Origin of the sequence: Janthinobacterium sp. YR213, from assembly GCF_900099875.1 — a bacterium.
Lineage (GTDB): Bacteria > Pseudomonadota > Gammaproteobacteria > Burkholderiales > Burkholderiaceae_D > Janthinobacterium > Janthinobacterium lividum.
Genome location: NZ_FNDA01000003.1, coordinates 359,282 through 386,104, shown reverse-complemented (window position 1 = coordinate 386,104; position 26,823 = coordinate 359,282). Strand labels below are relative to the sequence as shown.

General features: G+C 63.0%; 21 protein-coding genes and 4 tRNA genes. 18 read left to right on the top strand and 7 right to left on the bottom strand.

The window, feature by feature from the left end; all coding sequences use genetic code 11:
- The first annotated feature begins 37 nt into the window (after window positions 1–37).
- Window positions 38–1,858: a glutathione-regulated potassium-efflux system protein KefC gene (gene kefC / locus BLT98_RS15675; RefSeq protein ID WP_092609251.1), complete on the top strand. Its 1,821-nt coding sequence runs from the start codon at window positions 38–40 to the stop codon at window positions 1,856–1,858.
- A 65-nt stretch (window positions 1,859–1,923) separates the two neighbouring features.
- On the opposite strand, the gene pepF is transcribed toward kefC, so the two are convergent.
- Together pepF and BLT98_RS15665 are read right to left on the bottom strand one after the other, a co-directional pair.
- The gene (pepF, locus tag BLT98_RS15670; protein ID WP_092609248.1) at window positions 1,924–3,804 is read right to left on the bottom strand and encodes an oligoendopeptidase F; all 1,881 of its coding nucleotides are present in this window, start codon (window positions 3,802–3,804) and stop codon (window positions 1,924–1,926) included.
- A 148-nt stretch (window positions 3,805–3,952) separates the two neighbouring features.
- The gene (locus BLT98_RS15665) at window positions 3,953–5,281 is read right to left on the bottom strand and encodes an amidohydrolase (protein ID WP_070258600.1); all 1,329 of its coding nucleotides are present in this window, start codon (window positions 5,279–5,281) and stop codon (window positions 3,953–3,955) included.
- Window positions 5,282–5,477: 196 nt separating this feature from the next.
- Between BLT98_RS15665 and BLT98_RS15660 the strand changes: the two genes are divergently transcribed.
- The 3 genes from BLT98_RS15660 (at window position 5,478) to BLT98_RS15650 (ending at window position 11,778) form a co-directional block, all read left to right on the top strand.
- Window positions 5,478–7,184 (top strand): methyl-accepting chemotaxis protein, encoded by a 1,707-nt coding sequence (locus tag BLT98_RS15660; protein WP_092609245.1) that lies wholly within the window; start codon window positions 5,478–5,480, stop codon window positions 7,182–7,184.
- 129 nt (window positions 7,185–7,313) lie between these two features.
- Complete coding sequence (locus tag BLT98_RS15655; RefSeq protein ID WP_092609242.1) at window positions 7,314–8,180, top strand: ABC transporter ATP-binding protein; 867 nt, start codon at window positions 7,314–7,316, stop codon at window positions 8,178–8,180.
- 10 nt (window positions 8,181–8,190) lie between these two features.
- A complete protein-coding gene (locus tag BLT98_RS15650; RefSeq protein WP_092609238.1) occupies window positions 8,191–11,778 on the top strand; it encodes an ABC transporter permease/M1 family aminopeptidase in 3,588 nt (1,195 codons plus the stop codon).
- Here the strand turns inward: BLT98_RS15650 and BLT98_RS15645 are convergent.
- From BLT98_RS15645 to BLT98_RS15625, 5 genes are read right to left on the bottom strand one after another with little or no spacing between them, the layout of a single operon-like run.
- Window positions 11,765–12,463, bottom strand: a complete 699-nt coding sequence (locus tag BLT98_RS15645) for a LytR/AlgR family response regulator transcription factor (RefSeq protein WP_092609235.1) — start codon at window positions 12,461–12,463, stop codon at window positions 11,765–11,767. The genes BLT98_RS15650 and BLT98_RS15645 overlap by 14 nt on opposite strands.
- Window positions 12,454–13,560: a sensor histidine kinase gene (locus BLT98_RS15640; RefSeq protein WP_230522791.1), complete on the bottom strand. Its 1,107-nt coding sequence runs from the start codon at window positions 13,558–13,560 to the stop codon at window positions 12,454–12,456. Before BLT98_RS15640 ends, BLT98_RS15645 begins: the two co-directional genes overlap by 10 nt.
- Complete coding sequence (gene ttcA / locus BLT98_RS15635) at window positions 13,512–14,447, bottom strand: tRNA 2-thiocytidine(32) synthetase TtcA (protein ID WP_070258652.1); 936 nt, start codon at window positions 14,445–14,447, stop codon at window positions 13,512–13,514. The genes BLT98_RS15640 and ttcA overlap by 49 nt, the downstream gene beginning before the upstream one ends.
- Window positions 14,448–14,479: 32 nt before the next feature.
- Window positions 14,480–14,878 carry a dihydroneopterin aldolase gene (locus BLT98_RS15630; RefSeq protein ID WP_034783508.1) on the bottom strand — a complete coding sequence of 133 codons (399 nt, stop codon included), beginning with the start codon at window positions 14,876–14,878 and terminating at the stop codon, window positions 14,480–14,482.
- Window positions 14,879–14,931: 53 nt separating this feature from the next.
- Window positions 14,932–15,717: an SDR family oxidoreductase gene (locus BLT98_RS15625; protein ID WP_092609232.1), complete on the bottom strand. Its 786-nt coding sequence runs from the start codon at window positions 15,715–15,717 to the stop codon at window positions 14,932–14,934.
- 81 nt (window positions 15,718–15,798) lie between these two features.
- Here BLT98_RS15625 and BLT98_RS15620 point away from each other — a divergent pair, with 81 nt between their 5' ends.
- The 14 genes from BLT98_RS15620 to rplJ all read left to right on the top strand — a co-directional run bounded on the left by BLT98_RS15620 (window position 15,799) and on the right by rplJ (window position 26,758).
- Window positions 15,799–16,950 (top strand): class I SAM-dependent methyltransferase, encoded by a 1,152-nt coding sequence (locus BLT98_RS15620; RefSeq protein ID WP_092609962.1) that lies wholly within the window; start codon window positions 15,799–15,801, stop codon window positions 16,948–16,950.
- Between the two features lie 149 nt (window positions 16,951–17,099).
- A complete protein-coding gene (locus BLT98_RS15615; RefSeq protein ID WP_092609229.1) occupies window positions 17,100–18,179 on the top strand; it encodes a J domain-containing protein in 1,080 nt (359 codons plus the stop codon).
- A gap of 63 nt (window positions 18,180–18,242) precedes the next feature.
- On the top strand, window positions 18,243–19,838 hold the full coding sequence (locus tag BLT98_RS15610) for a DUF3369 domain-containing protein (protein ID WP_092609226.1): 1,596 nt from the start codon (window positions 18,243–18,245) through the stop codon (window positions 19,836–19,838).
- A 133-nt stretch (window positions 19,839–19,971) separates the two neighbouring features.
- Window positions 19,972–21,618, top strand: a complete 1,647-nt coding sequence (locus tag BLT98_RS15605; protein ID WP_092609223.1) for a tetratricopeptide repeat-containing response regulator — start codon at window positions 19,972–19,974, stop codon at window positions 21,616–21,618.
- A 233-nt stretch (window positions 21,619–21,851) separates the two neighbouring features.
- Window positions 21,852–21,936 (top strand) — tRNA-Tyr (locus tag BLT98_RS15600).
- 63 nt (window positions 21,937–21,999) lie between these two features.
- Window positions 22,000–22,073, top strand: a tRNA-Gly gene (locus tag BLT98_RS15595).
- Between the two features lie 43 nt (window positions 22,074–22,116).
- Window positions 22,117–22,191 (top strand) — tRNA-Thr (locus BLT98_RS15590).
- A gap of 88 nt (window positions 22,192–22,279) precedes the next feature.
- Window positions 22,280–23,470, top strand: a complete 1,191-nt coding sequence (gene tuf / locus BLT98_RS15585) for an elongation factor Tu (protein WP_034753125.1) — start codon at window positions 22,280–22,282, stop codon at window positions 23,468–23,470.
- 66 nt (window positions 23,471–23,536) lie between these two features.
- Window positions 23,537–23,612 (top strand) — tRNA-Trp (locus BLT98_RS15580).
- A gap of 32 nt (window positions 23,613–23,644) precedes the next feature.
- Complete coding sequence (gene secE, locus BLT98_RS15575) at window positions 23,645–24,028, top strand: preprotein translocase subunit SecE (RefSeq protein WP_010394308.1); 384 nt, start codon at window positions 23,645–23,647, stop codon at window positions 24,026–24,028.
- Entirely contained in the window at window positions 24,028–24,654 is a 627-nt protein-coding gene (nusG, locus tag BLT98_RS15570; protein ID WP_034753130.1) for a transcription termination/antitermination protein NusG, read from the top strand. The genes secE and nusG overlap by 1 nt, the downstream gene beginning before the upstream one ends.
- Before the next feature lie 115 nt (window positions 24,655–24,769).
- The gene (rplK, locus tag BLT98_RS15565) at window positions 24,770–25,204 is read left to right on the top strand and encodes a 50S ribosomal protein L11 (RefSeq protein ID WP_034783246.1); all 435 of its coding nucleotides are present in this window, start codon (window positions 24,770–24,772) and stop codon (window positions 25,202–25,204) included.
- A complete protein-coding gene (gene rplA / locus BLT98_RS15560; RefSeq protein ID WP_034753134.1) occupies window positions 25,204–25,899 on the top strand; it encodes a 50S ribosomal protein L1 in 696 nt (231 codons plus the stop codon). The genes rplK and rplA overlap by 1 nt, the downstream gene beginning before the upstream one ends.
- Window positions 25,900–26,218: 319 nt before the next feature.
- A complete protein-coding gene (rplJ, locus tag BLT98_RS15555) occupies window positions 26,219–26,758 on the top strand; it encodes a 50S ribosomal protein L10 (RefSeq protein WP_034753621.1) in 540 nt (179 codons plus the stop codon).
- The last annotated feature ends 65 nt before the right edge of the window (window positions 26,759–26,823 follow it).

The window sequence follows — 26,823 nt, the reverse complement described above, 5'->3', positions numbered from 1 at the left end:
ATGATTGCGATTCCAGTCACGTTTTTCCGGAATCCGCATGGAACACCACAGCTTTCTCATCAACATACTGTTTTACCTGGTTGCCGCCATCATCATGGTGCCGCTGGCCAAGCGCCTGGGCATGGGCGCCGTGCTGGGTTATCTGGTGGCCGGCGTCGTTATCGGTCCCTGGGGCCTGGGCCTGATCAAGAATGTCGAGGTGATCCTCAGCTTTTCCGAATTCGGCGTGGTGCTGCTGCTGTTCCTGATCGGCCTGGAGCTGGAACCCAAACGATTGTGGCTGCTGCGCCGCCCGATTTTCGGCTGGGGCGGGGCGCAGGTGGGTGTCGTCAGCGCGGGCTTGTGCGCCGTGGCCATGGCCTTTGGCGTGGATTGGCGCACCGCGCTGGTGGGCGCGCTGGGGCTGTCGCTGTCGTCGACGGCCATCGTGCTCGCTACCCTGGGCGAACGCAAGCTGATGACGACGCCGGCCGGTTCCGCGGGCTTTTCCATTTTGCTGTTCCAGGATATCGCCGCCATTCCCATGATCGCGCTGGTGCCGCTGCTGGGCGGCCTGGTCACGCATAGCGGTGAGCCGGGCTGGCTGCGCGTGGCCAAGCTGGCCGCCGTGCTGGCGGCCCTGGTGATCGGCGGGCGCTTCCTGGTGAACCCCGTCCTGCGCTTCATCGCCAGGACGGACTTGCGCGAAATCTTCACGGCCTTCGCCCTGCTGCTGGTGATCGCCATTTGCGTGCTGATGGAATCGGTGGGCTTGTCGATGGCGCTGGGTACCTTTATGGCGGGCGTGCTGCTGGCCGATTCCGAATACCGCCATGAACTCATTTCCGACCTGGAGCCGTTCAAGGGACTGCTGCTGGGCCTGTTTTTCATCGCCGTCGGCATGTCCGTCGATTTCGGCGTGCTGCGCGCCCAGCCCCTGCTGATCCTGGCCCTGGTGGCGGGGCTGCTGGTGGTCAAGATCGCCTTGCTGTACCTGCTGTCGAAGTTTGTCGACATTCCCCGCGGCCAGCAGCTGTTCTTTGCGCTGCTGCTGTCGCAGGGCGGCGAATTCGCCTTCGTCGTGTTTGCCGCCGCCGAGGCCGCGCACGTGTTTGCGCCGGAGACGGCCGCGCTGCTGGTCGTGGTGGTGACCCTGTCGATGGTGGCCACGCCCTTGCTGCTGCTGGCGCACGACAAATTCGTCGCGCCGCGCCTGCAAAGCGAAAAGAAGCGCCGCCCCGACGACCATATCGAGGCGCAGGACAACCCCATCGTCATCGCCGGTTTCGGCCGCTTCGGCCAGATCATCGGCCGCCTGCTGGCGGCCAATAAAATCGGCGTGACGGTGCTGGATCACGACCCGGACCAGATCGAGCTGCTGCGCAAGTTCGGCTTCAAGGTGTTCTATGGCGACGCCACGCGCGTGGATCTGCTGGTGGCGGCCGGCATCGAGAAGGCCAGGGCGCTGGTGATCGCCATCGACAATGTGGATGACAGCCTGGCCCTGGTCGACGCCGTGCGCCTGCGCCTGCCCGAACTGACGATTCTGGCGCGCGCGCGCAACGTCACGCATTACTATGAATTGATGAAGCGGGGCGTGACCCTGATCGAGCGCGAGACGTTCGCGGCGGCGCTGCTGCTGGGCGAGCAGACCTTGCAGCAGGTGGGCTTCAGCCCGGAGCGGGCGCAGCGCGCGGCCGGCATCTTTGGCCGGCATAACCTGAAAACCCTGCTGGAAGTGGCGCCGCACTTCCAGGACCAGCAAAAAGTCATGTCCCTCACGCGCCAGGCGCGCGAGGAACTGGAAGACATGTTCGAGAGCGATGCGGCGGCGTTTGCGGCGGCTGAAACTTCGGGGTCAGACCCTCAACACCGCTAACACAGAGGCTTGCGCTAGCAATAGAGGGGGTCTGACCCCAGCCTTCGCTTGGGGTTTCCTAAAGCTTACTTCCCCCGGCGGCTCTCAATCGCCTCGATCTGGTCCATGATGCCGTTCATGCGCGCCACCAGCGCCTGGTACGGTTTCGGTGACGCCAGGTCGACGCCGGCCGCCTTCACCAGTTCATACGGATAGGCCGAGCCGCCCGCGCCGAGCATCTTCAGGTAGGCGGCCAGCGCGCCCGGTTCCTTGTCGAGGATGCGCTGCGCGAAATCCTGCGCTGCCGCGATCGAGGTGGCGTACTGGAACACGTAGAAGCCGTGATAAAAATGCGGCACGTAGGCCCATTCCAGCGCGTAGGCGGGATCGATGGTCATGACGCCCTGCGCTTCGCCGTGGTAGCGCTTGAGGATGCCGGCATAGATGGCCGTGATCTCTTCGCCCGTCAGCGATTCTCCCTTGTCTACCTTGCCGTGGATGGCCGCCTCGAATTCGGCAAACATGGCCTGGCGGAAGAAGGTGCCGCGCAGGTTTTCCAGCGCCGCGCCCAGGTACAACAGGCGCTCGTCGTCATCCTTGGCCTGCTTCAGGCGCGCGTCGAGCAGCAGCGCCTCGTTCGTCGTCGAGGCGATTTCCGCCACAAAGATGCTGTACGGTGCATAGATCGATGGCTGCGCCTTGTTGGCCAGCACCGAGTGCATGGCGTGGCCCCATTCGTGCGTCAGGGTGCTGATGGCTTCGTAATTGTCCGTGTAGTTGAGGAGCACGAACGGATGCACGTCGTACGCGTCGCCATTCATATAGGCGCCCGCCACCTTGCGCGGGCGCGGATACACATCCATCCAGCGCGCGTCCACGGCGGCGGTGAGTGCCTTCACATAGTCGGGCCCCAGCGGCGCGACGGAGTCGAGCATCATCTGCTTGCCTTCGGCCAGCGGGAAGGTGCGGTCGCTTTTCAGCAGCGGCGCATAGATGTCGTAATACGCGAGGTCCTTGACGCCCAGCATGCGCGCGCGCAGCTTGAAGTAGCGGTGCAAGGTGGGCAGATTGGCGTTGGTTTGCGCGATCAGGGTCTGGTAGACGGCTGGCGGCAGATGGTCGGCGTCGAGCGCCGCGCTTTGCGAGTCGGCATAGCGGCGCACCTTCGCATACGCGGAATCCGTCTTCAGCTGGCCGTACAGGGTTTCGCCGAACGTGCGTTCATATTCCTTCCACTTGCCGAAGAAGGCGTCGAACACCAGCTTGCGGTCGGCACGTTTGCCATCGTCGCGGTATTTCGTGTAGGCCGCCTGGTCGAGGCGCACTTGTGTACCGTCCGACAGTGTGACGGTCGGCCACGGGATTTCCGCATTGGCCAGGGTGCGGTAGACGCTGGCGGCCGAGTTTGTTGCCAGGCCAAACTGCGCCACCAGCTGCTCGCCAGCCGCGTCGAGCGTATGCGGTGCGCTGCGCAGCATGTTGCTCAATTGAAAACGGTACAGCTGCAAGCCCTTGTCCTTCGCCAGCATGGCATCGATGCGCTGGCTGCCCAGGGCAAGGATTTCCGGCTGCAGAAAGGTCGTCGCCTGGGAGAAATCGTTGCCCAGCAGGGCGGCGCGCTGGTTCAGCTGGTTGCCCTTGCTGTCGCCCGTATCCTGGTCGTAGTACTGCGCCGCATAGGTGGTGAGCGTGTTGACGCGCTTGCGCGCATCGGCGTACAGGTCCAGGCAGCTTTTCAGCCGGGCCGGCGAGGCTTTCAGCTGCCCTTTGCAGGCACCCAGTTGCTGCAGCTGGGCCGACAGCTTTTTCGCGTCGGCGTCGAACGCGGCATCGTTTTGATACAGCGCCGTCAAATCCCAGCGGTCGGCTTGCCGGTCGGTGGGCGCCGGCGCGGCGAAGGCGGTGGAGATGGCAAAGCCGAGGGCCAGCAGGGTCAGTACGGGGCGTTTGAGCGCGGTTGTCGGCATACAGTATCCATTCATGGTCTGGTTGCAAGGGGGGCCGGCACGAACGTGGCGGCAGACAACGAGCTTACTGCAGCAGGGGGATGAAGGAAAGCATTTCGGACGAGGGGGAGGGGAGCGGGGAAAAGCAGCTTCCCCGCGCACTGCCTGATTACTGCTTCTTGCCCAGCAAATCGAGCAGGATCGACGTTTCCGCCGTGATCGCCGCCTTGATGGTCGGCTGGTACTCGGGTGCCCATTGCGGCGAGTGCGGGCCGGCCAGCGGTTTGCCGCTGGCCTTGGCCGCCGCCAGCTTGCCTGGCTCCACCGCGCCGATATGCAGCAGCACGGCTTTCACGCCGGCCTGGCCGTAGTTGGCGAAGTCTTCCGACGTCATCTTGGCCGGCATTTCCGTCACGTTGGCCGCGCCCAGCGATTTTTGCAAGGTAGACACCATGCGCAGGGTCAGGTCCGGGTCGTTGTAGACGGCGTCCGTGCCGGGACGAATCTCCACCAGCGGCTCTTTCGGCGCGCCGGCGGCAAACGCTTCGCCCTTGACTTCACGCGCGATGCTGGCCAGCACGCGCTTGCGCACGGCATCCTTGAAAGTGCGCACCGTCAGTTGCATGGTGACCTGGTCGGGCACGATGTTGGCCTGCGTGCCGCCATGGATGCTGCCCACCGTGATGACGACGGGGTCCATCGGATTGTTTTCGCGCGAGACCAGCGTTTGCAGTGCCAGCACGATGCGCGCGGCCATCACGACGGGATCGCGCGTGTCGTGCGGCGCGGCGCCGTGGCCGCCCTGGCCATACACGGTGATGCTGATGGTGTCGGCGGCGGCGCGGAAGTAGCCGGCGTGGTAGCCCACCGTGCCCGATGGCAGCGTCGCTTCATCGTGGAAGGACAGGGCGTAGTCCGGTTTCGGGAAGCGCGTGAACAGGCCGTCCTTCAGCATGGCGGCCGCGCCCAGCAGCGGCTCTTCGGCCGGCTGGCCCACCAGCATCAGGGTGCCGCTCCAGTGCTGGCGGTTGTCGGCCATCAGCTTGGCGCTGCCATACCAGGCCGACATGTGCACATCGTGGCCGCAGGCATGCATCACCGGCACGCTTTCGCCGGCCGCGTTTTTCGTCACCACGCTGCTGGCAAACGGCAGACCGGTCTTTTCCAGCACGGGCAGCGCATCGATTTCCGTACGCAGCATGACGACGGGACCGGGGCCGTTGCGCAGGATGGCGACGACGCCCGTGCCGCCGACGCCGGTGGTCACGTCAAAACCGAGCGCCTTGACCTTCTCGGCCAGTTTTTTTGCCGTCTCGACTTCCTGGAACGCCAGTTCCGGGTGGCGGTGCAAGTCCAGGTACAGGCTTTCCACGGCCGGGTAATTGGCTGCGAGCTGGGCCGCGATGGCGGGTGGCAGGGCCGCGCCGTGGGCGCTGCCGGCACAGGCGAGGACGGCGGCAAAGGTGATTTTCTTCAGGGGCAATGCGGAAAGTTTCATAGATTTCTTTGAGAAACAGGCGGGCGGACAAGCGCGGCGCGCCTGTAGTTGCGGAGGAGATTTTTAACTTAACAGAAACATTTCTCAAAATCAACAAATCAGCTACATATATTTCAACAATGTATAATCTGCAATGCAAAAAATTCCATATGGAATTAAATATATCTTTGATGCATTTATTGAGAGAAAAGACACCATGGGCTTTATCGCAAATATCAAGATCGGCAAGCGCCTGAGCATCGGCTTTGTCCTGATCCTGGCAATGACCGTTCTGATCGCTACAGTGGGCGTGTGGCGCCTCAATGAGGTGGCGACGTCGACGCGGGCCATGATGGCCGAACCGCTGACCAAGGAACGCCTGATTACCGACTGGTATGGCTTGAACTTTGCCTCGATCCGCCGCACGGCCGCCATCGTCAAGAGCAGCGACCCGGCGCTGGGACCGTATTTCAAGGAAGACTCGGCCGCGTCCGTGAAGAAGGCGGCCGAATTGCTCAAGCAGATCGAGCCCCTTGTCGCGGGGGACAAGGAAAAAGCCCTGTTTGCCAAGATCCTCGAGCAGCGCAAGGTGTACAGCGCCTCGCGCGACGGCGCCGTCAAGGCCAAGGCCGATGGCGACGTGGAAGGCGCGGCGAAAATCCTCGACACCGCGTTCACCCCGGCCGCCAAGGTTTACCAGGATTTACTGCAGGAACTGGTGACCTTGCAGCGCGAAAGCATCGATGCGACGGCCAAGCAGATCGACGCTTCCGCCGTGCATGACACCACCGTCATCAGCCTGCTGACGCTGTTCGCCGTGGCATTCGGCGTGTTGTGCTCGTGGCTGCTGACGACGGGCATCACGCGTCCGCTGCGCCAGGCGCTGGCGCTGGCCGAAACGGTGGCCGCCGGCGACCTGACGCAGACCGTCGCCACGACGGCGAAGGATGAAACGGGGGCGTTGCTGACGGCCCTGGGCAATATGAACAACAATCTGGTCAGCATCGTCAGCCAGGTGCGCAGCGGCACGGACAGTATCGCCACGGCATCGTCGGAAATCGCGGCCGGCAACCTGGACCTGTCGTCGCGCACGGAACAGCAGGCCGGTTCGCTGGAAGAAACCGCTTCGTCGATGGAAGAGCTGACCAGCACCGTCAGGCAGAACGCGGATAACGCGCGCCAGGCCAACCAGCTGGCCATCGCGGCGGCCGGCATCGCCAGCCGCGGCGGCTCGGTTGTGGCCGAAGTGGTGGCGACCATGGGGTCGATCAACGAGTCGTCGCGCAAGATCGTCGACATCATCAGCGTGATCGACGGCATCGCCTTCCAGACGAATATCCTGGCGCTCAATGCGGCCGTGGAGGCGGCGCGGGCCGGCGAGCAGGGGCGCGGTTTTGCGGTCGTGGCCGGCGAAGTGCGCAACCTGGCGCAGCGTTCGGCAGCGGCGGCCAAGGAAATCAAGGGCTTGATCGACGATTCCGTCAGCAAGGTGGGCGTGGGTGCCAAGCTGGTCGACCAGGCCGGCGCGACGATGGATGAAGTGGTGTCCAGCGTCAAGCGCGTGACCGACATCATCGGCGAGATTTCCAGCGCCAGCCAGGAACAGACGCACGGCATTGGGCAAGTCAACCAGGCGATTACCCAGATGGACCAGGTGACCCAGCAGAATGCGGCCCTGGTGGAAGAGGCGGCGGCCGCCGCCGGTTCGCTGCAAGAGCAGGCGAACGGCCTGGCGCAAGTGGTCAGCGTGTTCAAGCTGCGCGAACAGCCAGGTTTGCTGCGCCGTCCGGCGCCACAGCCGGCAGCCGCGCGTCCTGCGCCGGCAGCACCGCGCCCGCGCGTTGCCGTGCGCAGCGCCGCCGTGCCGCCAAGGACGCTGGCGCCAGCCAAGGCGGCAGCCGGCGATGACTGGGAAGAGTTTTAATAGCCAGTCGCCGCACCGTTCGTCACGCTTTTCGACCGTTCGCATGGCACATTGCGCCGTTCGTGTGGCGCCGCTGGCGGCAGCGGCGGTGCGCCGATAGGCTGGGGGCTTCTTTCCTGGAGCCCCGCCATGCTATCGCTCAAAGCGCTCGATAAAACTTACGACAACGGCGTTCACGCCATCAATAACGTCAGCCTGGAGATTCCCGCCGGTCTGTTTGGCCTGCTCGGGCCGAATGGCGCCGGCAAGTCCTCGCTGATGCGCACCATCGCCACCTTGCAGGATCCCGACAGCGGCAGCATGCATTTCAACGGCGTCGATGTCGCCAGCGACAAGGCGGCGCTGCGGCGCCAGCTCGGCTACCTGCCGCAGGATTTCGGCGTCTATCCCAGGGTCAGCGCGGTCGAGCTGCTCAATCACTTTGCCATCTTGAAGGGACTGCATCAGCGGGGCGAGCGCCGCGAGGCGGTCGAGGCGCTGCTGCAGCTGACCAATCTGTGGGAGGCGCGCAAGCGCGCCGTCGCCAGCTATTCGGGCGGCATGCGCCAGCGCTTCGGCATCGCCCAGGCGCTGCTGGGCGCGCCGCGCCTGGTGATCGTCGACGAACCGACCGCCGGCCTGGACCCCGATGAACGCCAGCGCTTCCTGAACCTGCTGGCGCGCATCGGCGACAGCGTGGTGGTGATCCTGTCGACCCACATCGTCGAAGACGTGACCAATCTGTGCCCCCGCATGGCCATGATCGCCAAGGGGCGCGTGCTGATCGACGGCGCGCCGCAGGCGGCGATCGCCACCCTGCAGGACCGCGTCTGGCGCCGCAGCGTCAGCGATGCCGAACTGGCGCAGTACCAGCAGCACTGCACGGTGCTGTCGAGCCGCCTGGTGGCGGGCCGCACGCAGATCAACGTGTATGCGGACAGCCAGCCCGATGACGGCTTCCGCCGTGTCGAACCGGACCTGGAAGACGTCTACTTCCTGCAACTGCGGGCGGCCTGAGGAGAACAGCATGTGGCAGGAATTCTTTCGCTTCGACTTGCGCTACCAATTGCGCCAGCCCTTGCTGTGGCTGATGACGGTGCCCCTGATGGCCGGTGCCTTTCTGACGGCCGGCAGCCCGACCTTCCGCCTCGGTGGCGGCATCGGCAATGTGCACCTGAACGCGCCGGCCGTGATCGCCAACCAGCTTGGCGTGCTGAGCATGCTTGCCATGTTCCTGGTGGCCGTGTTTATCGCCGGCGCCGTGCTGCGCGACAGCGACGCCGGCATCGCCGATCTGCTGTACGCCACGCCGATGCGCAAGCGCGATTACCTGGGCGGGCGCTTCCTGGCCGGCCTGGCGGCCTGCCTGCTGGTATTCGTGCTGGTGGTGCTGGCGATGATGCTCGGTTCGCTCACTTCCGCCGCCGACCCCGAGCGGCTCAACCCCGTCACGCCGCTGCCCTATCTGTGGAGCTTTGCCGTCTTTATCGTGCCCAATGTGCTGTTTGTCGCCGCGCTGCTGATGCTGCTGGCCGTGGCCGGGCGCTCGATGCTGCTCGTGTACGTGGGCGTGCTGGCGTTTTTCGTGCTGTGGGCGGCCTCCGGCCTGCTGGCCGGACGTCCGGCGCTGGCCATGACGGCAGCCTTGCTGGACCCGTTTGGCGTGCGCGCCCTGGCGCTGGCCACGCGCTACTTCACCAGCGCCGAAATGAATACGGCGCTGCCGCCGCTGACCGGCCTGCTGCTGGCCAACCGCCTGCTGTGGGGCGTACTGTCGCTGGCGCTGCTGGCGGCCACCATCTGGCTGTTCAAGCCGCAGCGCGCCGGTGCAGGCCGCGGCTGGTTCCGCCGTGCCGTCCGCGCGCAGGCGGCGCCCGTTGCCATCGTCGCGGCCGGCCCCGCGCTGCGTCCGGTCGTGCCGCAGTTTGGCATGGCGGCGGCATGGCGGCAATTTTGGCATGTGCTGCGCTTTGACACGATGGGCGTGCTGAAAAGCGTGCCTTTCCTCGTCATGCTGCTGCTGGCGCTGGCCAACTTCATCGCCAATGTCAGCGTCGGCGGCTTGCGCTTTGACAGCGTGCCGTATCCGCTGACGCGCCTGATGCTGGTCGAACTGGCCGACAGCCTGAACTTTGTGCTGGCCATCGTCGTGATGTTCTACAGCGGCGAACTGGTATGGCGCGACCGGCACGCGAAGATCGCCGACCTGACGGACGCCTTGCCCGTGCCGGGCTGGCTGCCGCTGCTGGCCAAGTGCGGTGCCTTGACCGCCGTGGTGGCCGTGTTTCTGGGCGCCGGCGTGCTGGCAGCGCTGGCGGTACAGCTGCTCCAGGGCGGCGTGCGCCCGGAACCGCTGCTGTATCTGCAAGGCACGCTGATGAACGCCGCCTGGTTCGTGCTGATGGCGCTGGCCATGCTGGCGCTGCAGGTACTCGTCAACCAGAAATACGTCGCGTATGCGCTTTCGCTGCTGCTGGTGATGTTCAAGCCGCTGCTGGCCGCGCTGGGCTTCGAGCATCCGCTGTACCGCTTTGCCTCGCTGCCGGAACTGGTGTACTCGGATTTGAACGGCTATGGCGGCCTGCTGGCCGGCTGGCTGTGGTTCGCGCTGTACTGGACGCTGGGCACGGTGACGCTGCTGCTGGTGGCGCAGGCTTTTCGCCCGTCGGGGCGCGCGGCCCGCTGGCGCGTGCGCTGGTCGCAAGGCGTGCGGCGCCTGCGCGGCGCCAGCGGCTGGGCCCTGGCCCTGAGCCTGGCCGGCTTTGCCGCCAGCGGCAGCTGGATCGCCTACAACATGCACGTGCTGAACCACTATCAGTCCGGCGCACAGCTGCTCGATGCGCGCGCCGACCATGAACGGCGCTATCGCCAGTATCTGGCGCTGCCGCAGCCCGGCATCACGGCGATTGCCGCCAATGTCGACCTGTATCCGGCGCAGCGCAGCGCGGCGATACGCGGCCGCTATCGCGTGAAGAATCGTGGCGCGACGCCGCTGCGCACGCTGTACCTGCAGATGGATACGGCGGCGCAGACCACCTGGCAGGCACTGCCCGCGCATCGCGTGCTGGTCGACGATGCGCGCCATGGCGTGCGCATCATCGAACTGGCGCAGGCGCTGGCGCCGGGCGCGACGCTCGATCTCGCGTTTCTCGTGACCGTGCGCCAGCAGGGCTTTACGGCCAGCGGCCAGTCCGAGGGCGTGCAGCACAACGGCAGCTATTTCACCATCGAGCAGTATTTCCCGCACCTGGGCTACAACGCGGTGCAGGAGATCGCGGACAGCGGCGAGCGCCGGCAGCGTGGCCTGGGCGCGCCGCATGGCATGCCCAAGCTCGACGACCCGCAGGCGCGCTACAGCAATTATTGGAAGCAGTGGGGCATCGATGGCGACCTGGTCGACTTCCAGGCCACCATCTCCACCAGCGCGGACCAGGTGGCGATCGCCCCGGGCACTCTGGAGGGCAGCTGGCAGCAAGGCGGGCGCCGTTATTTCAGCTACCGCATGGCGCAGCCGGCGCTGCCGTTCTTCGCCTTCCAGTCCGGCCGCTGGCAGGTGCGGCGCGCGCAGTGGCAGGATGTGGCGATCGAGATCCACCACGATGCGAAGCACGCGTGGAATACCGGCAGCATGGTCGCCGGCGCGCAGCAGGCGCTCGCTTACAACACGGCGCACTTCGGCCCCTACCCGCACCGGCACTTGCGCATCGTCGAGTTCCCCCTGTACCAGCAGTATGCGCGCAGCTTCCCGGGCCTGATCCCGTTTTCGGAGTCGCTGGGTTTTATCAGCGACCTGCGCGACCCCGATGGCGTCGACCATGTGTTCTATGTCACGGCGCATGAAGTGGCGCACCAGTGGTGGGGCGACCAGCTCATCGCCGCCAACGTGCAGGGCAGCGGCATGCTGACGGAATCGCTGGCGGAGTATTCGGCGTTGATGGCGGTGGAGCAGCGCTTCGGCGCCGACAAGGTGCGGCGCATCCTGCGCTTCGACCTCGATGCCTACCTCGCCGGCCGGGGCCGGGAACAGGGCCGGGAGCTGCCCCTGTTTCGCAGCGAGGGCCAGGCGTATATCGAATACCGCAAGGGCAGCCTGGCGTTCTACCGCCTGCGCGCCGAAATCGGCGAGGCGGTTTTGAACCGCGCCTTGAAAGCCTTCCTGGCGCAGCATCGCTATCGCAGCTCGCCCTATGCGACCAGCCGCGACCTGCTGTCCTTTATCCGCGCCGAAACGCCGGCGGCGCAGCAGCAGCTGGTCACCGACCTGTTCGAACGTATCGTCCTGTACGACAACCGCCTGGCCGGCGCCAGTGCGCTGCGCCGTGCCGATGGCCGCTGGGACGTGACCTTGCAAGTGCAGCTGGCCAAGCTGGAAGCCGACGGCAAGGGCCGCGATACGCCGCGCGCCTACGATGAGCCGGTCGACCTGGCGGTGTTTGCCGATGGCGCGCCACAGCGCCTGCTGTATCGCGGCAAGCACCGCTTGCCCGGCGGCGCCGCATCGGTGACGGTGACGGTCGATGCGCCACCGGGCGAAGCGGTGCTGGATCCGGAGCAGCTGCTGATCGAGCGCAATGGGCTGGACAACCGCCGGCGCGTGCAGCTTACAGGCGGTTGAGCTGCCTGAAGACGATGGCGCGCCGGCGCGACATGCCCACGCGCAGGCCGCCGTGCAAGGTGAGCGTCATGCCGCCTGCGGGCGCGGGCGCGATGTCCGTCACGCTGGCGAGGTTGACGATGCGGCTGCGGCTGACGCGCATGAATTTCGCCGCGTCCAGCCGCGCTTCGAGCTGCACCAGTGAGCGCAGCAGCAGCGGACGGTGGCTATCAAAATACACGCGCGTGTAATTGCCTTCCGATTCGAACAGCGCGATGTCGTCCAGCGCCACGAACCAGCAGCGCTCGCCGTCCTTGATGAATACCTTGCCATCGGCGGCCATCGCCCCGCCTTCCCGGGGGGCGGGCCGGCGCTTCTCGAGCGCTTGCGCCAGCCGTGGCGGATCGATGGGTTTGAGCAGGTAATCGAGGGCGCTGACGTCAAAGGCGCGCAGCGCATAGCGGTCGTAGGCCGTGGTGAAGATCACGGCCGGCGCTTGCGCGAGCGCCCCCAGCAGGTCGAAGCCGCTGCCATCGGGCATTTGCACGTCGAGGAAAATCAGGTCCGGCGCCAGCACCGCGATCTGCCGCAAGCCTTCCTGTACGTTGGCCGCTTCGCCGACCACGCTGACCCATGGATGCTCGCGCAGCAGGCGGCGCAACTCGTCGCGCGCCAGCCGCTCATCGTCGATGATCATCACGCGCATGTCTGCTCCCAGGGTAGTGTGACGGTGGCGATGACCCAGCCGTCCTGCTCGGCCAGGCGGCAAGTGGCTCCCGCGCCAAACAGCAGGTGCAGACGCTGGCCGGCATTGGCCAGGCCCACGCGCGTCGAGCCGCTGTCGGCTGCCAGCTTGCCCTGGTTCGCCACGCGCAGCAGCACGCTGTCATCGGCCCGGCGCGCCTCGATGCGCACGGCGCACGGGCCGGTGCTGCGTTCGACGCCATGCTTGATGGCGTTTTCGACCAAGGTTTGCAGCAGCATCGGCGGCAGCGCCACGGCGTCGAGGCCGGGGGCGATATCCTGGCTCAGTTGCAGCCGTTCTTCAAAGCGCAGTTTTTCCATGCCGAGATAGGCTTGCAGCGCGGCCAGCTCGGCATCGAGCCGCACCGTGTCGGACAATCCCGTCTGCAGATTGTGGCGCATCATGGCGGCCAGCTGGTTCATGGCGCGCGCCGCTGCCTGTACGTCCTGGAACATCAGCGCGCGGATGCTGTTCATGCTGTTGAAGAAAAAGTGGGGATTGACCTGCGCCTGCAAGGCGCGCAGTTCAGCGTCCTTGACATGGATTTCCAGCTGCAGCTTGTCGAACGCCAGTTGCGTGGCGTGGCGGCGCGACAGCGCCAGGGTGTACAGCAGCGTCCACAGCGCGAACACGATAAACCAGAGCACCGTCAGGATCGCCAGGGTGGCCGGCAGTTCGGCGCGGTCCTGCAGCAGGGCGCCGTTGCGGAACAGCAGCTCGGCCAGCAGCACGGCACCTGTTTGCAGCACGCTGAGCAGCAGCAGGCCGGCGCCGATGCGCGCCAGCGGCAATCTGTCTTGCGCTCCCTTGATCCAGCCATGGCGCCGCAGGTGATTGCGCCAGCCGTGCGACAGGCCCAGGCCCGTCAGCGCGCAGAAGACCTTGGCGACCGAGAACCACAGGACATAGGCATTGGGTCCGCCGCCCCAGGAGGCGTACACGCCCAGCGCCGCCAGCGCGCCCCAGCCGGCGCACTGCGCGATCCAGTAGTCGCGCGGCGTGCGCACGGTCAGGCTTGTTGCAGCGCGATGGTGCCGAACGTGGTCGGCGTCGAGCACGGCTCTTCGTCGAAGGCGATGTCGCCCATGGGGCTGGCCACGCCGTCCGCCTTCAAATCCTTGAAGCCGAACAGTTTCGGATCCATCAAGTGCGATGGCGCCACGTTCGACAGGGCCGAGAAGATGCTTTCCACGCGGCCGGGGAATTTCTTGTCCCATTCGCGCATCAAGCCCTTGATCTGCTTGCGCTGCAGGTTTTCCTGCGAACCGCACAGGTCGCATGGAATGATGGGGAAGCCCTTGACTTCCGCATAGCGCTGCGTGTCTTCTTCCTTCACATAGGCCATCGGGCGGATGACGATGTGCTTGCCGTCGTCCGATTGCAGCTTGGCCGGCATGCCTTTCAGTTTGCCGCCGAAGAACATATTCAGGAAGAAGGTTTCCAAAATATCATCGCGGTGGTGGCCCAGGGCGATCTTGTTGGCACCCAGCTCGTCGGCCACGCGGTACAGGATGCCGCGGCGCAGGCGCGAGCACAGCGAGCAGGTGGTCTTGCCTTCCGGGATCAGGCGCTTGACGATGCTGTAGGTATCCTGGTTTTCGATGTGGAAGGCCACGCCCAGTTCCGTCAGGTAGGCGGGCAGGATTTCCGGTGGGAAGTTCGGCTGCTTCTGGTCCAGGTTGACGGCGACGATGTCAAAATGGATAGGCGCGCGTTCGCGCAAGGTCATCAGAATGTCCAGCAGGGCGTAGCTATCCTTGCCGCCGGACAAGCACACCATCACCTTGTCGCCGTCTTCGATCATGTTGAAATCGCCGATGGCCTGGCCCACCAGGCGGCACAAGCGCTTGTGCAGCTTGTTGTTTTCCAGGGCGATCTTTTCCGCCTTCTTGCGCGCCAGTTTTTGCGCTTCCACATTGGCCGGCACTTCCACGGCGGCTGTCATCGTTTCCAGTACGGCAGTGTCATTCATGTTGTTCATGCTTCATCCTTGATCTTGAATACTTCCACGCCCACGCCTTCGCAGTCGGGATACACGTCCGGTTTCATGCTCGAGACGCGCGCGGCGCGCACGCGCGGGTGGGCCAGCATGGCCGCGAGCACGTCGTCGACCAGGCTTTCCTGCAGCTGCACGTGGCCTTGCGCCATGCGCCTGGCGATGGTTTCGCGCATGAAGTCGTAGTCGACCACTTCTTCCAGCTGGTCATCCTTCGGCGTCGACAGGGCCAGGGGAATGTACAGGTCGACGTTGATGAGGACGCGCTGCTCGCCCTTTTTCTCGAAGTCGTAGACGCCGATGTTGATGAGGACTTCGTAATTGCGCAGGAACAGGCGGCGGCAATCGGCCAGGCGAGGGTGGGACAGGGCGGACGACATAGTTTTACCTTTTCGGGGATGCTGGAATGCTGGTTGTTTGGTGTGGCTGCTGATTATTTGGTCAAAAACATGACGTCGCGCGGCAAGCCGATCAAATGCTGGCCGCCATCGACCAGCAGGGTCGTGCCCGTCAGCGCGCGCGCGCCGGCCACGTAACAGACGCAGTCGGCCACATCCTCGGGCGTGCTGGAGCGTCCCAGCGGCGTGTTTTCATGCGCCTTGGCGAAGTTCGCTTCCGTCTGTTCGCCGGAGACCATGGTGATGCCGGGGGCAATGCCCACCACGCGCACTTTCGGCGCCAGCGCCTGGGCCAGCATGGTGGTCGCCGACAGCAGCGCCGCCTTGGACAGGGTGTACGACAAAAAATCAGGATTGAGATTGTACAGTTTTTGATCCAGCAAGTTGATGACCACGGCTTGCCCGCTTGCCGGGGTGGCCTGGTACAGCGCTTGCGCCAGCAGGATGGGGGCGGCCAGGTTGGCGTGCATGTGGGCGTCGAGCGCGGGGAAAGAAAAATCGCCCGCATTGTCGTATTCAAACAACGATGCGTTGTTGACCACGCAAGTCACGGCGCCCAGCGCCGCCTGTGCCTGTGGCAACAGCTGGCGCACGGCGTCTTCCTGCGCCAGGTCGCAGGGGAACGCTTGCGCGCGGCGCCCCAGCGCCGTGATTTCCGCCACCAGGCTGAGCGCCTCGTCGCGCGAGTCGCGGTAGTGGACGGCGATATCCCAGCCGTCGCGCGCCAGGCCGAGAGCGATGGCGCGGCCGATGCGGCGCGCCGCGCCCGTGACGAGGGCGACGCGGGGAGTGCTGTGTGGCAGTGTCGATGCTGGTGTCATGTCTTTACTGTATATATGGAGTGAGCGGGCTTGCCATGGCCGGTACTGGCGGCCCGCGCCGCCGATTCGCTACAATACGGTATGTCTCTACCCGTACCCGATAGCGACGCGCTGGCCGCGTCCCATGCCTTGCAGCACCAGATTGCCGCCGAAATCGCGCGCAATGACGGCGCCATTCCCTTTGTCCGCTTCATGGAGCTGGCGCTGTATGCGCCTGACCTCGGCTATTACAGCGGCGGCGCCGCCAAGCTGGGCAAAGATGGCGATTTTACAACCGCGCCGGAAATCTCTCCCCTGTTCGGCGCCACCCTGGCCCATGTGGCAGCCGCTATTATGGCGCAAACGGCCCCGCGCATCCTCGAATTCGGCGCCGGTACGGGCAAGCTGGCCTGCGATATCCTGACGGAAGCGGCGAATGCCGGCATCCCTATCGAACAGTATGCGATCGTCGAACTGTCCGGCGAATTGCGCGCGCGCCAGGAGCTGGCCCTGGCCGGCTTCCCGCAAGTAGTGTGGCTAGACGGCTTCCCCGACAGTTTCGAAGGCGCCGTGTTTGGCAATGAAGTGCTCGACGCCATGCCCGTCAACCTGATCAGCAAGACGCCCGCCGGCTGGTGCGAACTCGACGTCAGCATTGCCGATGGCCAGTTCGTGTTTGTCGAACGTCCGGCCGGCGCCGACGTGGCCGCGCAGATCGCCGCCCAGGTGCCGGATGCCGAGGACTTGCCCGTCGGCTATGTCAGCGAAATCCATGGCGTGGCCTGCGGCTTCATGCGCTCGCTGGCGCGCATGCTGACCAATGGCAAGGGCGGCGCGGCCGTGCTGTTCGACTATGGCTTCCCCGCCCACGAGTATTACCTGGACTTGCGCGCCACGGGCACCCTGATGTGCCATTACCGCCACCACGCCCACGCGGAACCGTTCTATCTGCCCGGCTTGCAGGACATCACGGCCCACGTGGATTTCACGGCCATGGCGGTGGCGGCGCAGGATGCGGGTCTCGATGTGCTTGCCTATATGAACCAGGCGTCCTTCCTGCTGGGCGCGGGCATCGGCGACTTGCTGCTGCGTACCGATCCGGCACAGGTCAAAACGTATTTGCCACAGGCCAGCGCCGTGCAAAAGCTGGTGTCGCCCGCCGAGATGGGGGAATTGTTCAAGGTGCTGGTGGTAGGGCACCAGGTGGAGCTGCCGGAAGCCCTGTTGTCCAGTGACCGCAGTCACCGCTTGTAAGCGCCTGCAATATCAAGGCAGGGCAGTGCCGCCCTGCAATTTCCTGTCCGCCGGTGGTTATTATCTTGTCATATCGTATATGATGACCGACACAGCACGGTTCCATCCTGCAAGAACCCGTCGCCGCGCACCGATTTCAAGATAGAACGATGGGAAAGATACATACACACTATGACAACCTGAAAGTGGCGCGCTTGGCGCCGCAGGAAGTCATACGTGCCGCGTACAAAGCCCTCAGCCAGAAATACCACCCGGACAAGAATCCTGGCGACGAAAAGGCCGCCCGCATCATGGCGATCCTCAACAGCGCCTATGGCACCTTGTCCGATCCACAACGCCGCAAGGAGCACGACGAGTGGATCGCCGCCGAGGAGTGGGAAATCGAATGGCTGGAAAGCACCCACCACGAGGAAGGCAAGAGCCGCGATGGCCGCGCGAAAGGCCATGCCCAATCGCATGAGCACGCTTGGGCGCAGGATGTGCCGCCGCCGAAGGGCAAGGCGCCGCCCATCTGGCGCAACTGGCGCTGGTGGCTGAGTCTGCTTGTCTGCCTGTTGCTGGGCTGGCTGGGCGCCTTGCTCATGCTCGATACCTCGCAGCCGATGCCGGCCGCGCTGGCGTCGGCCTGGAGCGGCCTGGCCCGCGATGGCGCCAGGGCGCACCCGGACACGTCTTCGGCGGATGGCGTCGCCACGCCGCCGGCAAAAAACGAGGCGGTGGCTATCGATAGCTGGGCCGTGGGCAAGCCGTATGCGGCCGAGCCCGCGCAAGCGAAGGCACCGGAGATCCGCGTGCTGGCCGTCTCACAGCTGAGCCTGAAAGCCAGCCGTCCCGCCTGCGATGGCGCCAGCCAGGCCGAGTCGGCGGCGCTGGTGGCGCCGAATGGCGAGCCATGGCCGGCGCAATCGGGCTATGTGGATGGCTTTCCGATCGGTAACAAGGGCGAGGAACTGAGCTTGACCATCGATAACAGCAGCAACGCGGCGCCCGTCTTCGTCAAGCTGTATGACCAGGAGCGGCGCTCGAATGTGCGCTACCTGTACATCCTGGCCAATGACAAGCTGACGGTGGAGCAGCTCAGCGCGGGCAAGTACGAAGTGCGTTACCAGGCTGTCGGGCCAGGCCAGGACAATTGCGGCGGCGCCACGCGCAGCGGTGCAGCGCTACCCGCACCGGCGCCGGTCGCCGGAGACGGCGCTACGCAGAATCCTGTTGTAAGCAGCATCTAATCTGATTATGCTTGATAGGCGTCAACGCAGCGTCCACATCGAACTTATCCCTTAGGAGTATTCATGACCGACCTCAAAGCCGATGCAGATGATAACTGGCTGCTCGACGAAGATGAGCCGGTGGCCAGTCCTGCCGGGCTGGCCGCGCCCGACCAGCGCCTGTGGCGTGTCCTGATCGTCGACGATGACGTGGATGTGCATGCGGTCACGCGGCTGGCGCTGCGCAATGTCAGCTTCAAGGGCCGCGAACTGGAACTGTTTTCCGCCTACAGCGGCCGCGAAGCGTACGACATCCTGCGCGACACGCCCGATATCGCGCTGGTGCTGCTCGACGTGGTGATGGAAACGGACGATGCCGGCCTGATCCTCGCCAAGCGCATCCGCGCCGACCTGAGCAATTCCATCGTGCGCGTCGTGCTGCGCACGGGCCAGCCGGGCCAGGCGCCCGAGCAGCGCGTCATCATCGAATACGACATCAACGATTACAAGGCCAAGACGGAACTGACGACGCAAAAGCTGTTTACCACCGTCATCTCGGCCTTGCGCGCCTACGAGAGCCTGATGATGCTCGAGCGCAGCCGCATCGGCCTGGGCAAGATTCTCGCCGGCGCCACCAATCTGTACCAGATCCATTCTCTGCGCGAATTCGCTTCCGGCGTGCTCAACCAGGTCAGCGCCATCCTCGACGTGGGCGCCGACGGCGTGCTGTGCCTGATGCAGGGAGGCGCCGGACGGCCCGAAGTGGTGGCCGCCACGGGCACGTATGCCGTGCTGGCCGAGGCGGAAGCCATGCCGGCCGACCATGCCCTGACGCCCACCATCGACAAGGCGTTCGCGGAAAAGCGCAGCCAGTTCGAGCATCCGGCCAATGTGCTGTTCATCCATACGGAAGGCAACCGCGAGCTGGCCATCTCCGTCACGCCGCCGTGGCCGCTGGCGCAGATCCAGCGCGACTTGCTGGAAGTGTTTTGCCAGCGCATCGCCGCCGCCTTCGACAACCTGTACATGTTCGGCCAGCTGCGCAAGGCGCAGGAAGCGACCGTGGTGGCGCTGGCCGACCTGGCCGAGTTCCGCGACAGCGACACGGGCGGCCACGTGCGGCGCGTGCAGCTATTGTCCGACGCCATCGCCCGGCGCATGCAGCAGCGCGGCGTGTACCCGGACGAGCTGACCCCGCAGCTGCTCGACATGATCGGCCTGGCCAGCATCCTGCACGACGTGGGCAAGGTGGCCACGCCGGACGCCGTGCTGCTCAAGCCGGGCAAGCATACGGACGAGGAGCGGGCGCAGATGCAGCTGCATGCCAGCGTCGGGCGCACCATCCTCGAGCGGGCCGCCAACATGGTCGACGGCGTCAGCTATCTGACCTATGGCGCGCAGATCGCCGGCGGCCACCACGAACACTTCGATGGCGCCGGCTACCCCCATGGCCTGAAGGGGTGCGATATTCCCGTGGCCGCGCGCATCGTTGCCGTGGTCGACGTTTTCGATGCCCTGCTGCACGAGCGGCCTTACAAGGAACCGTGGCCTTATCCGCAGGTGCGCGAGTACATCGAGCAGCGCAGCGGCAGCCAGTTCGATCCGGAAGTGGTGACGGCGCTGCTGGAACTGATCGACCATGAGCCGCAACTGTGGCATCCGGAGCGCGCCGTCGCTTGAGTAGCCGCTCCGTTGGCATTTTTCGGCGCGCCGCCATTCCCTTGCGCGCGGCGCCGTCATATACTCGGCAGCCTCATGCTGGCTGGCGCCACGCACCAGTGTGGCGCGCCGCGGAGTTTTCGGACATCACGACATGAAAGAACTCAAGGGCCTCAGCGCACTGATCATCGAGCCGCATCCGGGCATGCGCGCCAGCCTGCACAATATGCTCAACCTGTGCGGCCTGGCGAAGATCGACGACGCGGCCAGCTCCGGCCAGGCGATCCGCATGCTGGGCAGCAAATCGTATGACTTGATCCTGTGCGAATACGATCTCGATGGCGGGCAGGATGGCCAGCAGATGCTGGAAGACCTGCGCCACCACAAATTGATGCACGCATCGACCATGTTCTTCATGGTCACGGGCGAAGGCAGCTTCGCCAAGGTGGTCAGCGCCGTCGAGTTATTGCCTACCGATTACATCCTCAAGCCCTTCACCGCTGACAACATGCTCGAGCGCATCGGCCGCGCGCTGGACAAGCGCAATGCCTTCGTGCCCGTGTATGAACTGATCGACGTGGGCAATGAGCGCGCGGCGATTGCCGCCTGCACCGAGGGCGCCAGCCTGTATCCCCGCTACGCCACCGATTTCCTGCGCTTGCGCGCGGAATTGCACCTGCTGCTGGGCGAGGCGGCCGACGCCGAGCCGATCTACGCGGCCCTGTATGAGAGCAAGTCCATCGGCTGGGCGCGCCTGGGGCAGGCCAAGACGCAATTTCTGCTGGGCGAGTACGAAGCGGCGCAGGGCACCCTGGAAGGGCTGCTGGAAAACAACAAGCGTTTTCTCGACGCCTATGACTGGCTGGCGCGCACGCACCTGGCGCAAGGCAAGCCGGAACTGGCGCAGGCGGCCCTGAGCGAAGCGGTGGCCCTGTCGCCGCACGCCGTGCGCCGCTTGCGCCGCCTGGGCGAGGCGGCCCTGGCGGCCGACGATATCGAGATGGCGGAAAAATCCCTCAAATTGGTGGTCAGCAAGGCCAAGTATTCGGAATTCCGCGACCCGGAAGACCATGTGCGCCTGGTGCAGACCCTGGTGCGCAAGGGCGACCCGCTGCAGGCGGGCGCCGTGATCCGCGACCTCGACAAGTCGATGGGCGGGCAAAAGAATGCGGAACTGTGCAGCGCCCTGTGCAGCGCCATGTTGCATGCGCATACGGGCAACGAGGAGCGCCTGCAGCAATCGCTGGACGCGGCCCTGGCCGCCAACCGCCACAGCGTGGGCGGCTCGAACATGCTGAAAACGGAACTGGCGCGCCATTGCCTGGCGCATGGGCGCGAGGATGGCGCCGCCGAGGTGATGCGCGAAGTCATGCGCAACGCGCCCGACAGTGCGGCCATGACGCGCGCCATGGCCGTGTTCGAACAGGCGGGGCGCGAAGAGCTGGCCAAGGCATTGGCGCGGCAAAGCCGTCAGGAAGTGGCCGACATGGTGGCGGCCGGCGCGGCCAGGGCGGGAGAGGGCGATTTCCGCGGCGCCGTCGATCTGATGGGCGAAGCCGTCACGCGCCTGCCCGATAATCCGCAAGTGGTGTTCAATGCGGCCGTGGCCGTGCTGAAATGCCTGGAGCACGAAGGCTGGGATGAGCGCATGGGCCAGCAGGCGCTGACGTTTATCGCCGGCGTGCGCCGCCTGGACCCGCGCAACCCCAAATTGCCCGTACTGTCGGGCCTGCATCAGCAGTTATTGCGCAAATATAAGCCCCTTGGCAACACCTGGATGCATCCGCCTGATGCCCGGTAAATGGAAAAAATGCGGGGTGAGTGACGGGAAAATGCGGCTTGCGGGCAGGGGGCATAAAAAAAATGCGAAAAAAGTCGACTTTTTCGCGCCAACCCTTGCACATTCTCAAATCGGGAGCTTATAATCACGCCCCGAAGCAGCCAACTTCTTCTTTATAAGCAAATGCAGCAGTCAGGCATCAGTAAATAAGGTTGACAGTTGTGAGTAGATGCTTCATACTCTGCGGTTCCCGCGGAGGGGTGGCCGAGTGGTTAAAGGCGACAGACTGTAAATCTGTTCTCTATGAGTACGCTGGTTCGAATCCAGCCCCCTCCACCAAGTTTTTGCAAGGAAAACTGGGTAGTAGCAAAAAGCAAGTGAAGATAAAGTGAACGATACCTCGCGGGTGTAGCTCAATGGTAGAGCAGAAGCCTTCCAAGCTTACGACGAGGGTTCGATTCCCTTCACCCGCTCCAGTTTCCGTTCAGATGCTTGATGCATCGCATGCAACAAATTACAGCCCTTGTAGCTCAGTGGTAGAGCACTCCCTTGGTAAGGGAGAGGCCACGTGTTCGATCCACGTCAAGGGCACCAGAATTCGCAGCAGGCAGCACAGAAGCAATTCAAACCAGACCGTCGGGCGTGTGCCTGAGCAATCTAATCAAATCATTAGGAGTTCAAAATGGCAAAAGGTAAATTCGAACGGACCAAGCCGCACGTCAACGTCGGCACCATCGGCCACGTCGACCACGGTAAAACCACGCTGACCGCTGCAATCGCAACGGTTCTGTCGAAGAAATTCGGCGGCGAAGCTAAAGCATACGACCAGATCGATGCAGCACCAGAAGAAAAAGCGCGCGGTATCACGATTAACACCGCCCACGTCGAGTACGAAACGGAAACGCGTCACTACGCGCACGTTGACTGCCCAGGCCACGCCGATTACATCAAAAACATGATTACCGGTGCTGCCCAGATGGACGGCGCGATCCTGGTGTGCTCCGCAGCTGACGGCCCAATGCCACAGACCCGCGAACACATCCTGCTGGCCCGCCAAGTTGGCGTTCCATACATCATCGTGTTCCTGAACAAGTGCGACCTGGTCGACGACGCAGAGCTGCTGGAACTGGTTGAAATGGAAGTGCGTGAGCTGTTGTCGAAGTACGAATTCCCAGGCGACGACCTGCCAATCATCAAAGGTTCGGCACGTATGGCGCTGGAAGGCAAAGAAGGCGAAATGGGCGTTGACGCAGTGCTGCGTCTGGCCGATGCGCTGGATGCATACATCCCAACGCCAGAGCGCGCTGTTGATGGTGCTTTCCTGATGCCAGTGGAAGACGTGTTCTCGATCTCGGGTCGCGGTACCGTTGTGACCGGTCGTATCGAGCGCGGCATTGTTAAAGTCGGCGAAGAGATCGAAATCGTTGGTATCACCGATACCGTCAAAACGACTTGCACCGGCGTGGAAATGTTCCGCAAACTGCTGGACCAAGGTCAAGCTGGCGACAACGTTGGTCTGCTGCTGCGCGGCACCAAGCGTGAAGACGTGCAACGTGGTCAAGTTCTGGCAAAGCCAGGCTCGATCAAGCCGCATGCACACTTCACCGGCGAGATCTATGTTCTGTCGAAAGACGAAGGCGGCCGTCATACGCCATTCTTCAACAACTATCGTCCACAGTTCTACTTCCGTACGACGGACGTAACCGGTTCGATCGAGTTGCCAGCAGACAAAGAAATGGTCATGCCAGGCGATAACGTGTCGATCACCGTCAAGCTGATCAACCCGATCGCGATGGAAGAAGGTCTGCGCTTCGCTATCCGCGAAGGCGGCCGTACCGTCGGCGCCGGCGTGGTTGCAAAAATCCTCGCATAAGGAAATGTTATGCTTCCACCCGGGGCGTCCTGGGTGGTAGAATAGCACTCCTCGAAAGTTTTACGTAGGGACGTAGCTCAATTGGCAGAGCGTCGGTCTCCAAAACCGAAGGTTGGGGGTTCGATGCCCTCCGTCCCTGCCACCGTCAAGGTGCAGGGCACCGAAAGTAGAAAAATGTCAAATCAATCCGTGCAAACCGTTAGCACGTCGAGTGACAAGATAAAAGTCGCGCTGGCAATAGTGGCTGCGATTGCAGGAGTAGTCGGGTTTTATTACCTGGCAGGCCAACCAGCTCTGGTGCGTGCAAGCGCGCTTGTGGCTGGTTTGGTTATTGCTGTTGCGCTCTTGTATGTCTCGACGACCGGCCGTGAATTTCTCAATTTCGCCAAAGAAGCTGTGCGCGAAACCAAGAAAGTCGTTTGGCCTACCCGCAAAGAAGCCACGCAGATTACTGCGATCGTGTTTGCCTTTGTGCTGGTCATGGCGATTTTCCTGTGGGGCACGGATAAATTGCTCGAGTTTTTGTTGTATGACGTAATTCTGGGTTGGAAAAAATAATGAGCGAAAATGTGCATGATGAAGCGGCGGACGAGTCCGTTCCGGGCGACGCTCCGGTAGCGGACACTGGTGCAGCGCTGAGCGTGCCAGTAAGCAGCAAGCGCTGGTATGTCGTGCATGCTTATTCCGGCATGGAAAAAAGCGTCATGCGCGCACTGACCGAGCGCATCGAGCGCGCGGGCATGCAAGACCAGTTCGGCCAGATCCTGGTGCCGATCGAAGAAGTCGTTGAAGTCAAGAATGGTGTGAAGTCCGTCACCGAACGTCGTTTCTATCCTGGCTATGTGCTGGTTGAAATGGAAATGACGGACGAGAGCTGGCACTTGGTCAAGAACACCAGCAAGGTTACCGGTTTCATTGGTGGCAAGTCGAACAAGCCGACGCCGATCTCCGCGCGCGAAATCGACGGCATCATGAAGCAGATGCAGGAAGGTGTTGAAAAGCCCCGTCCAAAAACCTTGTACGAAGTGGGCGAGCAAGTCCGCATCAAGGATGGTCCGTTCACCGATTTCAACGGCAATGTCGAAGAAGTCAACTACGAGAAATCCAAAGTGCGCGTCTCGGTCACCATTTTCGGCCGCGCTACCCCGGTAGAGCTCGAATTCGGCCAAGTCGAAAAAGTTTAAGCATTAGCAAGCGCCACCAGGAGCGTTGCGGCAGTCTCAGCAAAATCCGGTCAGAGGAGCCCCGCCAGGGTAGGATCGGCGGGGCGCTACTACTCAATCCAAGATAGGAGCCATCATGGCAAAGAAAATCATTGGTTTTATCAAGCTGCAAGTGCCAGCTGGTAAAGCAAACCCATCCCCACCAATCGGTCCAGCTCTGGGTCAACGTGGTCTGAACATCATGGAATTCTGCAAAGCGTTCAACGCGCAGACCCAAGGTATGGAACCAGGCATGCCGATCCCAGTCGTGATCACCGCGTTTGCGGACAAGTCCTTCACGTTCGTGATGAAGACGCCTCCAGCAACCTACCTGATCAAAAAAGCTGCTGCGATCACCAAAGGTTCGCCGAAGCCACATACCGACAAAGTCGGTACGCTGACCCGCGCACAAGCTGAAGAAATCGCTAAATTGAAAACCCCTGATCTGACCGCTGCCGACATGGATGCTGCTGTACGCACCATCGCTGGTTCCGCTCGTTCGATTGGTATCACGGTGGAAGGTGTTGTATAATGGCTAAGTTATCCAAACGTATCAAGGCTTTGAAAGCCAAAGTCGACCGTACCAAAGTGTACGCTTTCGACAACGCTGTCGCTCTGATCAAAGAGTGCGCAACGGCCAAGTTCAATGAATCGATCGACGTATCGGTACAACTGGGTGTTGATCCTAAGAAATCCGACCAAGTGGTGCGCGGCTCCGTCGTGCTGCCAGCTGGTACCGGCAAAACCGTACGCGTGGCTGTATTCGCGTCGGGCGAAAAAGCGGAAGCTGCCAAAGCAGCTGGCGCCGACATCGTTGGTATGGAAGACCTGGCTGAGCAGATCAAAGCCGGCGACATGCCTTTCGACATCGTTATCGCTTCGCCAGATACCATGCGTATCGTTGGTACCCTGGGTCAGATCCTGGGCCCACGCGGCATGATGCCTAACCCGAAAGTTGGCACTGTTACTCCTGACGTCGCTACCGCCGTGAAAAACGCGAAAGCCGGTCAAGTTCAGTACCGTACCGACAAATCCGGTATCATCCACGCTACCATCGGCCGTAAATCATTCGCTGACGCAGATCTGAAGTCGAATCTGGTCGCACTGATCGACGCACTGAACAAAGCCAAGCCAGCATCGAGCAAAGGCGTGTACCTGCGCAAAGTTTCGCTGTCGTCGACCATGGGCGCTGGCGTCCGTGTTGACCAGGCTAGCCTGGCAGCTTAAGTAACAGAATCAAGTCCCACGCGCCTTCGGGCGCTGTGGGCGCATCTTTGGGCTGTCGGCCCGGTGTTCGCACCAGGCCGGCAGACAATCAAAGACCGTTGGGCCGACTGCGATCGCACATGCAGAAGGTTAATAGGCTTGCCGGCAACGGCAGGTGCCCAACGCAGATGGTGTACCCGAACAAGTTTTGTAGTCCTCATGCTGCGTGAATCCATCCGCTCAGTTTAGTACTTCTTGACTTCGGACGCCGTGTTCGAACCGATGCAAGGCGCTCAACCACTCGGTTGTGATTGCCGAACATCATTTAAGGAGGTTGACCGTGAGTCTCAATCTGAATGACAAAAAGGCCGTCGTCGCCGAAGTTTCCGCACAAGTAGCAAATGCGCAAACGATCGTCGTGGCCGAATATCGTGGCATCCAGGTTGGTCACTTGACGCAACTGCGTGCTAAAGCGCGTGCCCAAGGCGTGTACCTGCGTGTGTTGAAAAACACTCTGGCTCGTCGCTCCGTTGAAGGTACCGCATTCGCCAGCCTGGCAGATGCCATGACCGGCCCGTTGATCTACTCGATCTCGGCCGATGCCGTTGCAGCAGCTAAAGTCATCGCTGACTTCGCTAAAACCAACGACAAACTGGTCATCAAAGCAGGTAACTACGCAGGCAAGCCGCTGGATACAGCTGCTGTCACCGCGTTGGCGAGCATTCCTAGCCGTGAAGTCCTCATTTCGCAGTTGTTGGGCGTTATGCTGGCTCCGGTTTCGGGCTTTGCACGTGGTCTGGCTGCCCTGGCAGCGAAAAAAGGCGAAGGCGCCGAAGCTCCTGCAGAAGCAGCAGCAGAAGAAGCCCCAGCAGCCGCTTAATTGCGCGCGCTTTTTTCTCTCAGTACCAATCTGATGTAACTAACGTAATAAATTTAGGAGTTTCA